The organism is Lysinibacillus sp. FSL M8-0355 (assembly GCF_038008985.1).
GTDB lineage: Bacteria > Bacillota > Bacilli > Bacillales_A > Planococcaceae > Lysinibacillus > Lysinibacillus fusiformis_D.
Genome location: NZ_JBBPAI010000001.1, coordinates 3,168,011 through 3,180,372 on the forward strand (window position 1 = coordinate 3,168,011; position 12,362 = coordinate 3,180,372).

General features: G+C 39.6%; 14 protein-coding genes. All 14 read right to left on the minus strand.

Features of this window, described 5'->3' with window-relative positions; translation table 11 throughout:
- Position 1 precedes the first annotated feature (1 nt).
- Entirely contained in the window at positions 2-1,330 is a 1,329-nt protein-coding gene (locus tag MKY46_RS15350) for an NfeD family protein (RefSeq protein ID WP_036121667.1), read from the minus strand.
- Between the two features lie 313 nt (positions 1,331-1,643).
- Entirely contained in the window at positions 1,644-1,817 is a 174-nt protein-coding gene (gene rpsU, locus MKY46_RS15355; RefSeq protein ID WP_004227078.1) for a 30S ribosomal protein S21, read from the minus strand.
- A 271-nt stretch (positions 1,818-2,088) separates the two neighbouring features.
- On the minus strand, positions 2,089-2,658 hold the full coding sequence (locus MKY46_RS15360) for a manganese catalase family protein (RefSeq protein WP_036121670.1): 570 nt from the start codon (positions 2,656-2,658) through the stop codon (positions 2,089-2,091).
- 25 nt (positions 2,659-2,683) lie between these two features.
- Positions 2,684-2,947, minus strand: a complete 264-nt coding sequence (locus MKY46_RS15365) for a spore coat protein CotJB (RefSeq protein WP_036121673.1) — start codon at positions 2,945-2,947, stop codon at positions 2,684-2,686.
- On the minus strand, positions 2,944-3,168 hold the full coding sequence (locus tag MKY46_RS15370) for a spore coat associated protein CotJA (protein ID WP_101966494.1): 225 nt from the start codon (positions 3,166-3,168) through the stop codon (positions 2,944-2,946). Before MKY46_RS15370 ends, MKY46_RS15365 begins: the two co-directional genes overlap by 4 nt.
- Before the next feature lie 125 nt (positions 3,169-3,293).
- Positions 3,294-3,965, minus strand: coding sequence for a deoxyribose-phosphate aldolase (gene deoC / locus MKY46_RS15375; RefSeq protein WP_340834707.1), 672 nt, complete (start codon positions 3,963-3,965; stop codon positions 3,294-3,296).
- Between the two features lie 104 nt (positions 3,966-4,069).
- Positions 4,070-4,210, minus strand: coding sequence for a hypothetical protein (locus MKY46_RS15380; RefSeq protein WP_340834710.1), 141 nt, complete (start codon positions 4,208-4,210; stop codon positions 4,070-4,072).
- Positions 4,211-4,315: 105 nt separating this feature from the next.
- Positions 4,316-5,650 (minus strand): tRNA (N(6)-L-threonylcarbamoyladenosine(37)-C(2))-methylthiotransferase MtaB, encoded by a 1,335-nt coding sequence (gene mtaB, locus MKY46_RS15385; protein ID WP_036121680.1) that lies wholly within the window; start codon positions 5,648-5,650, stop codon positions 4,316-4,318.
- A 15-nt stretch (positions 5,651-5,665) separates the two neighbouring features.
- Positions 5,666-6,403, minus strand: a complete 738-nt coding sequence (locus tag MKY46_RS15390) for a 16S rRNA (uracil(1498)-N(3))-methyltransferase (RefSeq protein WP_089933520.1) — start codon at positions 6,401-6,403, stop codon at positions 5,666-5,668.
- 81 nt (positions 6,404-6,484) lie between these two features.
- Positions 6,485-7,426 carry a 50S ribosomal protein L11 methyltransferase gene (prmA, locus tag MKY46_RS15395; RefSeq protein WP_036121686.1) on the minus strand — a complete coding sequence of 314 codons (942 nt, stop codon included), beginning with the start codon at positions 7,424-7,426 and terminating at the stop codon, positions 6,485-6,487.
- Positions 7,427-7,448: 22 nt separating this feature from the next.
- Complete coding sequence (gene dnaJ, locus MKY46_RS15400; protein ID WP_036121690.1) at positions 7,449-8,567, minus strand: molecular chaperone DnaJ; 1,119 nt, start codon at positions 8,565-8,567, stop codon at positions 7,449-7,451.
- A 228-nt stretch (positions 8,568-8,795) separates the two neighbouring features.
- A complete protein-coding gene (gene dnaK, locus MKY46_RS15405; RefSeq protein ID WP_036121693.1) occupies positions 8,796-10,637 on the minus strand; it encodes a molecular chaperone DnaK in 1,842 nt (613 codons plus the stop codon).
- A gap of 75 nt (positions 10,638-10,712) precedes the next feature.
- Positions 10,713-11,285, minus strand: a complete 573-nt coding sequence (gene grpE, locus MKY46_RS15410) for a nucleotide exchange factor GrpE (RefSeq protein WP_340811712.1) — start codon at positions 11,283-11,285, stop codon at positions 10,713-10,715.
- A gap of 17 nt (positions 11,286-11,302) precedes the next feature.
- Positions 11,303-12,331, minus strand: coding sequence for a heat-inducible transcriptional repressor HrcA (hrcA, locus tag MKY46_RS15415; protein ID WP_058844752.1), 1,029 nt, complete (start codon positions 12,329-12,331; stop codon positions 11,303-11,305).
- Between the last annotated feature and the right edge of the window lie 31 nt (positions 12,332-12,362).

Here is a 12,362-nt window from a genome sequence, read left to right on the forward strand (position 1 = left end):
TCTATTCCTCCATCTCTTTATCTGTTTGTCTCACAACAATACGTGAGCCTTCAACTTTAATAATTTCTACATGTTGATTGGCATCGATATAGCCACCTTCTGATACAATATCAATGCGTTCACTACCAAGTACCATTGTACCTGATGGACGTAGTGGTGTAAGCGTTTTCCCAATTTTTCCTAACAGTTCTGTGCGATTGACATTGGACACATACCCTTCTTCTGTCGTAGTTGCATCCATTAACACGAGCCTGTTTAAGACATGCATTTTTTTTCCGAAAAATTTCATCAGAATCACCATTCCTATCATCGCTATCACAAGCGCAATGAGAATTGCTACTATCATTTGCATCATATTTGCACCTGCCAGTATCAGACTTAGTAATATGAGCACGCCACCTAAAATTCCCACAATTCCTCCGGGGACAAAAAACTCTGCAATTACAAGGGCTAAACCAACTATAAATAACAATAATGTTTCATAACCAGCGAAGCCTGCAACCATATGTCCAAAGAAAAATAAACCAAGAGCTGATAGCCCCATTATACCTGGAACGCCAAATCCTGGCGAATATAGCTCCATCACCAGCCCTAAACTTGCGATAGACAATAAAATGGGTACAATGATTGGATTTGTAATAAAACGAGCCAATTTTTCAGAAAATGTTGGTTCGATGGGAACAATATCACTACTCTTTAGATTTGTTTTCGCTAAAAGCTCCTGAAAATTTTTAACCGTTCCTTCAGAATAGCGAACCTCCAATGCCTCTGAAGCAGATAAGGTTAACAAATTCTTTCCGCCAGCACGGTATTCTGGTAGTTCATAGTTGGTATCTGCCATTGCTAATGCATACTTAGGATCGCGACCTGACGTTTCTGCCGCTGCCTGCATTTGAGCAAGCCAAGCACTATTAGCTTTTAAATCTGCTGCATTACCTGCTGAATCAATGACCGCTGCTGCACCGATTGTTCCATTCGGCACCATGTAAATCTCATCCGCATGTAAGGCTAAAAAAGCACCAGCTGAATGCGCATCCTTATTAATATAAGCAATTGTACGTATCTCCGTTGCATCCATAAGCATGGCGATATCACTTGCAGCATTCACAAATCCGCCAGGCGTATGTATATCTAAGATAATCGCCTCTGCATAGTTTTCTTCAGCCTCTTTAAAAGCTCGTTCTAAAAATGCATGAAGCCCTCGCTCTACTTCATTATGAATTGGAACATGGTAGACCTTACTACTTGCAAAAGCTGACGTTAATGGAAACGCTAACAAAAAAGTCATCCATATTACTAGTAAATAGCTGAGGATTCTCCGTCTTCGCATCTTTTTCCCTCCCTTCTAACATGCTTCTCCCTTGTATATACGGTCAATCATGCGAAAAGTTTCACAAATCTTAAAATTTTTTAAGTTTATTTAAGATTCATTTCCTTTGAATGATTGACACTTAGTATGCTACAAAAAAAGCCGAATGAATCAATAAGATATCATTCGGCTTTTTCATATGTACGTAAGCGTGAGCAATGTAAAATACCTGAAATCAATCCTCCATGTGATTAATTTCAGGTATAATTTTGTCTGCTCAGTGAATCATACAATTGCGTGTTATGAACGTAGGGATTTTTAATGGGAAATTAAATTACCACTTACGTTTACGTGCAGCTTCTGATTTCTTTTTACGTTTTACGCTAGGTTTTTCGTAGAACTCGCGCTTTCTAACTTCTTGAATTGTACCACTTTTTGATACAGTACGTTTGAAGCGGCGAAGAGCATCTTCAAGCGATTCGTTTTTGCGAACGACAGTTTTTGACATCTCTCTTTCCCTCCCTCCGAACACACGTCAATACACAATTAGGCAAATTACCTTCTGTTGTGTACTAAAAAATTATATCGTATTGTCTAATAATGGTCAATAGAAAGTGTGCGAAATTATCAAGTGAATTTTTGGTTTTATTTTTGTTAACTTATTCAAATTGTATTTAGCTAGCAATATATCCAATATTTATTCTTCCTTCTAGTAAAACATGATTTATTGACAAACAAAAAGGCTGTTTCAAGTCCCCCTTGATCCAGCCAGCCACTTTTTAGAAAACTTTCTTCTGATCTCTATCATCTTTTAAAATTTCAACAGCCTCTCTAAAACGCTGGGAATGGACAATTTCCCGTTCACGTAAAAACTTTAAGCTATCATTTAAATCTGTGTCATCTGATAAATCAATAATCCATTGATAGGTGGCACGCGCCTTTTCCTCAGCAGCTATATCCTCATACAAATCTGCAATAGGATCACCCTTAGCCTGAATATAGGATGCTGTAAATGGTACCCCTGAAGCATTCTGATAAAATAAAGCACGATCATGATTTACATAATGGTCGCCTAGACCAGCCTCCTTGAGCATTTCAGGTGTCGCATCTTTTGTTAGCTTATAGATCATCGTGGCAATCATTTCTAAATGTGAAAATTCCTCCGTTGCTATATCAGTTAAGAGCCCTACCACTTTGTCTGGTATGGTATAGCGCTGATTCATATAGCGAAGGGCTGCTGCCAGTTCCCCATCTGCTCCTCCATATTGCTCAATTAAAAACTTAGCAAGCATTGGATTGCATGTACTAACTTTTACCGGATACTGGAGCTTTTTTTCGTAATACCACAAGGATTATTCCTCCTAGTTCTTTTGATTAGACCTGCCATGGCCACGGCGTATCAATCCAATTAAACGGATAATTCGAATAGCTTCTTCCAAAATTCATGAGCGGTCCATATTTCTGTTCGAAATCAACTTTAAGCTTCATGCTTTTCTCTGTATTTTCATTAAATTGCTGGATGGCATCATAATCGTGTGGATGGGTGTCTAAATAGAGGTTTAATTCCACAATGACGAAATCAATTGCCTGTATTTCTTCTAATTGCTGATAAAATTCAGGCGGCATCTTTTTAGTCATGCTTCACCCCTCCTTTTTAGGGGAAATGGATACGGGCTAAATAACTGTGGCCAAAGTGTTCCTGCCATTAGAGCTTCTCGTGGGGTTGGGAATTGTGGTAGTCCAGGTGGTTGAAAACCCATATATAATTGTGGTGGTGTAGCAAAGTATTTTACTTCGATAGGCTTACAAGGATCAAAAGGGCTAATATACGGTCTCCAAGCCTTATACTGTGTAAACATGGCATCCTCCTTTCTGTCTTCACATTCATCAGTGGAGTATATGTGCGGAAAAAAATATTATGTTTATTCGACACAAAGAAGCCATAAGCTCATGCAAATCTGTGCAAGAGCTTATGGCGTTAAAATTAGTAATTGGAATCAGCAATTAAGCCATTCATAATGGCAACACCAGAGCTTGCTCCAATACGTGTAGCACCAGCTTCTACCATTTTTTTCATATCCTCTAGGCTACGAACGCCACCTGAAGCTTTTACGCCCAATTCAGGACCTACTGTTTTACGCATAAGAACAATATCTTCTGCTGTTGCACCACCAGTTGAAAAACCAGTTGATGTTTTCACATAGTCAGCACCTGCTGCCACAGCTAGCTCACATGCCTTCACTTTCTCTTCATCTGTTAATAAACATGCTTCAATAATCACTTTCACAAGTGCGCTGCCTTTAGCCGCTTCTACAACTGCTGCAATATCAGCTTGTACATGCTCATAGTTTTTATCTTTTAATGCACCGATATTAATAACCATATCTACTTCTTTTGCACCGTTAGCAATCGCATCTTTTGCTTCAAATGCTTTCACTGCTGGTGTGTTGGCACCGAGTGGGAAACCAATAACCGTACAAACTAAAACATCTGACCCTTGCAATAATTCGCTACTACGCTTCACCCATGTTGGATTGACACATACTGAAGCAAAGTTAAATTGCTTAGCTTCTGCACATAATTTTTCAATTTGTTCCTTTGTTGCCTCAGCCTTTAATAATGTATGATCAATCATACGCGCAAAATTTTGTTCCATTGTTAAACGCTCCTTCATTAAGCAAGATGTACGTACCTCTTCGAATCATACCATTTTTTCTCGTTGCCGTCTAATTTCTTTCTTAGCCAATTATTCATTAAATGCTATGTCATTGTTTTTTGAAACTCTACTAAATGAAAATCCGCAGTGAATGGCTTTTCTGACCCTTCCTTATGCAGTCGTGATAAACGCTCAGTAAGCTTAGAAATGACTGATATATCCTCTTCTATTTCTTCTCTCGTCACATTCATTTCTACTCTTTCAGTTTGATTTTCTTCATTATAACAAGAAAAGTGGGATATTCATCCAATAAAAAAGGATTGCCTCAAAAGCAGGCAACCCTTTGCATATTAATTAACTGTTTCTAAAACACGTACAAATTGTCCTTGTGAGTGTGGATAGCCTGCTTGTGTAATTTTTACTTTTACAAGCTGTCCAATCAGACTTTCTGGACCTTCAAATACGATTTTCAAGTAATTATCAGTATAACCTGTTAGAAGACCTTGCTCTTCACTGCCATCATGCACAAATTCTTCAGGAATCACTTCTAATACTTGATCTTCAAAACGAGATGCATATTCTTTTGCCAGTTGGTCATTTAAAGAGATCAGACGGTGTACACGCTCATTTTTAATGTCTTCATCAATTTGATCCTCCATGCGGGCAGCTGGTGTGCCTGTACGTGGAGAGAATGGGAAGACGTGTAGTTCAGAGAATTTATGATCACGAATAAAGTTGAACGTTTCCATAAACTCTTCCTCTGTCTCACCTGGGAAACCAACAATAACATCAGATGTTACAGCTAAATCTGGTAAAGCTTCATGTAATTTCGTTAAACGTTCCCCGAAAAATTCCATTGTATATTTACGACGCATACGTTTTAACACCGTATCAGAACCCGATTGGATTGGAATGTGTAAATGATTAACGACAATCTTCGACTCACGAAGGACTTCGATGACTTCATCCGTCAATTGACTAGCTTCAATGGACGAAATACGAAGACGTTTTAAGCCTTTTACATTAGCCTCTAAATCACGTAGTAACTGAGCAAGATTATAATCTTTTAAGTCTTGTCCATAGCCACCCGTATGAATACCCGTTAAAACAATTTCAAGATAGCCAGCCTCAACTAATTGCTGGGCTTGATGTAATACTTCTTGTGGATCACGAGAACGCATTAAGCCACGTGCCCATGGGATAATACAAAATGTACAGAAGTTGTTACAGCCTTCTTGTATTTTTAAGGAAGCACGTGTACGGTCTGTAAATGCTGGTACATCTAATTCCTCATAAACGCGATTTTTCATAATATTACGTACGGCATTAATCGGTTGTCGTTCTGAACGATATTGATCGATATAGCCTAATAATTTCGTACGATCCTGTGTTCCTACAACAATATCTACGCCAGGAATCGCCATAATTTCAGCTGGGGATGTCTGTGCATAGCATCCCGTTACACAAATAACAGCATCAGGATTTTGTCGAACTGCGCGACGAATCACCTGACGAGATTTCTTATCTCCAGTATTGGTAACTGTACATGTATTAATGACATAAACGTCTGCTTGATGATCAAACTCTGTACGATCATAGCCATCTTCTTTGAACAGTTGCCAGATTGCTTCTGTTTCGTAATGATTTACTTTACAGCCAAGTGTGTGAAAAGCCACTTTTGACAAGGCTGAACACCTCTTTCATTCAAATTCATAGGATATGGCAGACAGTGCATATAATGGCGCTGTTTCTGCTCGTAAAATTCTTGGTCCTAATGACATAGTTTGAGCGCCTGCATGTAACAGCGCTTCTGACTCTTGACGAGAAATGCCCCCCTCTGGACCAAAGATTATAAGCATTGATTTCGACTTCTTATCATACACGTTTTTTAGCTTCTCCGCAAACCTTGTGCGCTTTTCAGCCTTTGCATCCTCTTCATCTGCAATAAAAACGGCATCGAATTGATCTATTTGTTGTAGGAGCTGTTTAAAGGTAATTGGTTCAAAAACCTCTGGGATATGTGTGCGATGGGCTTGTTCTGCGGCCTCTTTAGCAATTTTTTGTAATCTTTCTTGCTTTTTTGCCCCTTTTTTCTTGTCCCACTTCACAATGGAACGTTCAGCTTCAAATGGCCGTAACGCAAACATCCCAAGCTCCGTCGCTTTTTGTGTAATTAGCTCTAGCTTATCGCCCTTTGGCAAGCCACAAGCTACTGTTACATAAATAGGTAGCTCTGGTGAAGGTATTGTTTGACCAGTCGCTTCAATCACGACCTCATCCCCTTCAAACCCTTCGATTGTACATATATGAGCGGTGTTTTGTGCAACAACAACGATTTTGTCGCCCTGCTTCATCCGCATTACTCGCTCAATATGGCGTGCATCTTCTCCGCTAATACGTGCATTTTCTATGGCTGTTTCAATAAAATAACGTTGCATGCTACACAGTCCTTTCTAGCAAGACAGGAAAACGCCAAATCACAAGCACACGGCTTACGATTTGGCGCTTCTTCAGTCAGGTTATAGTGGTCGACGAGCAATAATAGCTACCCAATCTTCCATTAATAATACTTCTTCAATCACAAAGCCTGAAGCTTCTAGTGCTGCTTTGACATCATCACGTTTTGCCCCGATAATGCCTGAAGTGACATATAATCCACCTGGTTTCACAATTGTAAATGCGTCGTCAGTGAAAGACATAATGATTTCGGCCAAAATATTAGCCACCACCACGTCTGCTGGTTCTTTGACAGTATCTAATAAGTTACCATGGAATACCTCTACCTTATCTTCTACTTTATTCAACGCCACATTTTCTTGTGCCGAACGTACAGCTACCTCGTCTAAATCGAGAGCATGCACACTTTTAGCACCAAGTAATGCTGCACCAATAGATAATACACCGGATCCTGTACCGATATCGACAACTGTATCCTCTTCTTTAATGACCTTTTCAAGTCCTTGTAAACACATCACCGTCGTTGGATGTGTACCTGTACCAAAAGCCATACCAGGATCTAATTCAATAATCAGTTCATCTGTTGAAACAGGTGTATAATCCTCCCATGTTGGTACGATTGTAAAGCGTTCAGAAATTTTGACAGGATGGTAGTATTGCTTCCAGGCAGTTGCCCAATCTTCCTCATTGACTTCAACAATGGAGACAACATTTTCACCGATATCAATGTTAAAGTTCGTCAAGTTTGTGATGGCTGCTTTAATTTCTTCGACCGTTTCATTTAAAAAACTAGACTCTGATAAATAAGCTTTGACAATGACGCCATCTTTCGGAAAATCATCTTCATTTAGCGCATAAATTTCACCATATTGATCTTCACGTGGCTTCGCAAATTCTGCAGAATCTTCGATGACAACACCACTTGCACCTGCTTCATGCAAAATATTCGAAATTGCTTCTACCGCTTCATTTTTTGTATGAATGGATAATTCAGACCACTTCACGTAGCTCTTCAGCTCCCTCTAATTATTCACCTTGGAATTTTTTCTTAATTTTATCGAATAGTGAACTACCTTGTTCTTCAGGGATATCGCCACTAATTTCAGCAAATTCTCGTAGTAATTGCTTTTGCTTTTCTGTTAATTTCTCAGGTGTCATGACTTTGACCGTTACATACTGATTCCCCATACCGTAGCCATGAACATTTTTAACGCCTTTATCTTTAAGACGGAATTGGGCGCCTGACTGTGTGCCAGCTGGGATACGTAATTTGACTTTACCATGCACTGTAGGCACTTCAATTTCATCTCCAAGTGCGGCTTGAGGGAATGTCAACTTCAACTCGAAGTAAATATCGTCCCCATCACGTTCAAATTCTTTATGCCCTTGAACACGGAACATAATATATAAATCCCCTGCAGGACCACCGTTAATACCTGGTTCACCTTGACCCGATACACGAATTTGTTGTCCATCATCCACACCTGCTGGAATCGTCACTTTAATTTTCTTGCGCTTTTGAACTTTTCCTTCTCCACGACAAGTTGAACATTTTTCTTTAATGATTTTACCTGTACCATGGCAAGTCGTACATGCACGACGATTCATCATGCGACCAAACGGTGTATCCACTGCTTGGTTGATTTGTCCAGCCCCATTACATGTCGAACATGTTTCTGGCTGTGTGCCTGGCTTCGCTCCTGAGCCATGACATGTTTCACACGTTTCATCTTTCGGAATTTCTATTTCTGTTTCTTTCCCAAAAATAGCTTCCTCAAATTTAATATTCATGCGATATTGTAGATCATCGCCTTTACGTGGCGCATTTGGGTCTTGACGGCGACCACTACCACCGAAGAAAGAGCTGAAAATATCCTCGAAGCCGCCAAAGCCGCCGCCTCCAAAGCCACCACCAAAGCCCGCATTCGGGTCTTCATGACCAAATTGGTCGTAGCGTGCTTTTTTCTGGTCGTCGCTTAATACTTCATATGCTTCAGCGATTTCTTTGAATTTTTCATCTGCACCCGGCTCTTTATTAAGATCAGGGTGATATTGTTTTGATAATTTACGGTATGCTTTTTTAATTTCATCTTTAGAAGCTGATTTTGTTAAACCAAGCACCTCGTAATAATCGCGTTTCTCCATGATTCACACTCCGCTCTGTTTGCATAAAATCTATTGTAACATGCAGTTGTTAAAACTGCCTTATTTTTTCGATTAATCATCCCATAAAATTGAGGTTTTCACTTCCTAGCAGCTAACGTATGCAGCTATTCCATAAATGGTGCCATTTACGGTGAAGCGATGACAACATCATGACAAAAGCCAAAGCCGCAAGCGGTCTTTGGCTTTTTCACTTAACTGTGTTACTTCCTATTTATCATCTTTTACTTCTTCGAAATCAGCGTCTACAACACCGTCATCTTTTTTACCAGCGCCAGTGTCTGCACCTGCATCGCCACCTTGAGCCGCTTGAGCTGCCGCTGCCGCTTGCTCATAAACTTTCATCACTAGTGGCTGTAATACGCCTTCTAATTTTTCTTTTGCTGCTTTAATGCCTTCTAATTCACCAGCTTCAAGCGCTTTTTTCAATTCATCACGAGCGTCTTCAACAGATTTTTTCTCATCTTCTGTAATTTGCTCGCCTAAGTCAGCAATTGTTTTATCCACTTGGAATACTAATTGGTCTGCTTCGTTGCGAAGATCTGCTTCTTCTTTACGTTTAGCATCCGCTTCAGCATTAGACTCTGCGTCTTTTACCATGCGTTCAATTTCTTCCTCTGATAAACCAGAATCAGATTGAATCACAATTGTTTGCTCTTTGTTTGTACCAAGGTCTTTCGCTTTGACAGATACGATACCGTTTTTATCAATATCGAATGTTACTTCGATTTGAGGTACACCACGTGGTGCTGGTGGAATATCTGCTAATTGGAAGCGACCTAATGTTTTATTGTCAGCTGCCATTGAACGCTCACCTTGTAGAACATGAATATCTACTGCTGGTTGGTTATCAGCTGCTGTAGAGAATACTTGTGATTTAGAAGTAGGAATTGTTGTGTTACGGTCGATTAATTTTGTGAACACGCCACCCATTGTTTCAATACCAAGTGAAAGTGGTGTTACGTCAAGTAATACTACGTCTTTTACATCACCTGTTAATACGCCACCTTGTACAGCAGCACCCATAGCTACTACTTCGTCAGGGTTTACACCACGGTGAGGCTCTTTACCAGTTTCTTTACGTACCGCTTCTTGTACTGCTGGAATACGCGTAGAACCACCAACTAAAATAACTTGGTCGATTTCAGAAGTTGAAAGACCTGCATCAGATAATGCTTGACGTACTGGTCCAACTGTACGATTTACTAATGGTAATGTAATTTCGTCAAATTTTGCACGAGTTAAAGAAATTTCTAAGTGTAAAGGACCTGCTTCACCAGCTGTAATGAATGGTAAAGAGATTTGTGTTGATGTTACACCAGATAAATCTTTTTTCGCTTTTTCAGCGGCATCTTTTAAACGTTGCATCGCCATTTTATCTTTTGATAAATCAATACCGTTTTCTTTTTTGAATTCAGCTACTAGATATTCAATAACCGCGTCATCGAAATCATCCCCACCTAGTTTGTTATCACCAGCTGTAGCTAATACTTCAAAGACACCGTCACCTAACTCAAGGATAGATACGTCAAACGTACCGCCACCAAGGTCAAATACTAATACTTTTTGGTCTTGGTCTTGTTTGTCTAAACCATAAGCAAGTGCAGCAGCAGTTGGTTCGTTGATGATACGCTCTACTTCTAGACCTGCGATTTTACCAGCATCTTTTGTAGCTTGGCGTTGTGCATCATTAAAGTAAGCAGGAACTGTAATAACTGCTTTTGTTACTTTTTCCCCTAAGTAATCTTCTGCATAACCTTTTAAGTATTGAAGAATCATAGCCGATACTTCTTGTGGTGTGTAATCTTTATCTTCTACTGTTACTTTATCAGCTGTACCCATTTTTGATTTAATAGACATAATTGTATTAGGGTTTGTTACAGATTGACGTTTCGCTACTTCACCAACTTGACGTTCACCATTTTTAAATGCAACAACAGATGGTGTCGTACGGTTACCTTCTGGATTTGGAATTACTTTTGGTTCTCCACCTTCAAGTACAGAAACGCAAGAGTTTGTTGTTCCTAAGTCAATACCAATAATTTTGCTCATTAAAATTTCCTCCTATTATGTCAACGCAAGGGATGCGTTTTCTAACTAATTTTAATTGACTAAATAGTACAAGGACTATTCGTTCACAGATACCATTGTTGGGCGTAAAACACGATCCTTTAAGATATACCCTTTTTGGAGTTCGCGTAAGACAACACCCGTCTCTTTTTCACTATCTTGTTCTTGCATAACAGCTTGGTGAATAGTTGGATCAAATTGCTCACCTTCAGCTTTAATGACTTGTAGACCTTCTTTTTCTGTCGCTTCAATTAAAGAGCGGTACACCATTTCAATCCCTTTAATGATGGATGCAGTTTCTTCAGAAGTTGTCTCTACTTGTAGAGCACGCTCAAAATTATCAAGAACTGGCAATAAGTCAGATAGTAGGTTTTGCGCACGGTACTTCTCAGCAGCCTCACTGTCTAACTGATGACGACGACGCATATTATCGAAGTCAGCACGTAGACGTAGGTGACGATTTTCCTCGTCATCTAGCTTTGCTTGTAGCTCAGCCAGCTTCGCCTCATACTGTTCTTCAATAGATAATTCTACTGCTTCTTGAACTTCTGATTGTGTTACTTCCTCTGCTGTCGTTTCAGCTTGTACATCTTCTTGTACTAAATCTTTGTTTTCCGTTGTTTCCGTCACTTGAATCCTCCTCATTATCATTCACTACGATTTTTCATAAAGGCTTGTGTTAAATCCAAGCGCATTATGTCTAATAAAGCCACGACACGCTTATAATCCATACGTGTTGGGCCAATGATAGCAATGGCTCCCTGTTGGTCATCACCAATGGAATAGGTAGTGGTAATGACACTGCAATTTTCCATTTCTAATTGTTTATTTTCTGAGCCTATCCGAATATGAATACCTGATTCGTTCGGATGGAAAAGGGACTGCACTTGGCTAGTCGTCTCCATCAAGTCCAAAATCATGCGAACCTTATTTAAATCATGGAATTCTGGTTGGTTGAACATATTCGTTTTCCCACCATAGAAAATTTTACTTTCTGAATTATGCATTGTTGCTGTTACGAGCGCGCGAATAAAATCATCCGCTGATCTAATATGTTGCTGTAACACGGCTAGCACTTCAGCTTCAAGGCTTTTATGGAGATCTTCTAAGGATACACCAATCAGGCGATCATTTAAGATATTGACCATTTTCTCTAAATCAGAAGCGGTAAAATCTGGCGGTAAGTTGAACATGCGATTTTCAACATGCCCATTATTCGTTACGATAATTGCTACTGCTGTATCGCTAGAAAGAGGGACAATTGAAAATCGTTTGACACGATGCCTTTGAACATCAGGTCCTAAAAGTATGGAAGTATACGATGTCAGCTCCGATAGAATGTTGGCTGACTTTCGGATAATATGCTCTACTTCTACTAGTCGATCATTAAAAATTGATTGGATTTGTTGAATGTCCTTCGAATTAATGCCTTGAGGACTCAACAAATGATCTACATAAAATCTGTAACCCTTTTCTGAAGGCACTCGACCAGAGGAAGTATGTGTTTTCTCTAAGAAGCCTAATTCCTCTAAATCCGCCATTTCATTTCGAATAGTGGCTGGACTAAATGTAATCCCTTGTTTTTTGGAGATTTGGCGAGAACCTACCGGCTGTGCAGACACAATAAAGTCGTCTACAATGACTTGCAATATCTGTAACTGCCGATTTGTTAGCATGATTATCACCTCTGTTAGCACTCGACTAAGA

Bases quoted from the DNA above. Each gene is read 5' to 3' on its own strand.
- deoC (WP_340834707.1), bottom strand. From the start codon at position 3,965: ATGGAACAAAATTTTGCGCGTATGATTGATCATACATTATTAAAGGCT.
- dnaK (WP_036121693.1), bottom strand. From the start codon at position 10,637: ATGAGCAAAATTATTGGTATTGACTTAGGAACAACAAACTCTTGCGTT.
- MKY46_RS15390 (WP_089933520.1), bottom strand. From the start codon at position 6,403: ATGCAACGTTATTTTATTGAAACAGCCATAGAAAATGCACGTATTAGC.
- MKY46_RS15370 (WP_101966494.1), bottom strand. From the start codon at position 3,168: ATGTTTACACAGTATAAGGCTTGGAGACCGTATATTAGCCCTTTTGAT.
- dnaJ (WP_036121690.1), bottom strand. From the start codon at position 8,567: ATGGAGAAACGCGATTATTACGAGGTGCTTGGTTTAACAAAATCAGCT.
- rpsU (WP_004227078.1), bottom strand. From the start codon at position 1,817: ATGTCAAAAACTGTCGTTCGCAAAAACGAATCGCTTGAAGATGCTCTT.
- MKY46_RS15350 (WP_036121667.1), bottom strand. From the start codon at position 1,330: ATGCGAAGACGGAGAATCCTCAGCTATTTACTAGTAATATGGATGACT.
- hrcA (WP_058844752.1), bottom strand. From the start codon at position 12,331: ATGCTAACAAATCGGCAGTTACAGATATTGCAAGTCATTGTAGACGAC.
- MKY46_RS15365 (WP_036121673.1), bottom strand. From the start codon at position 2,947: ATGACTAAAAAGATGCCGCCTGAATTTTATCAGCAATTAGAAGAAATA.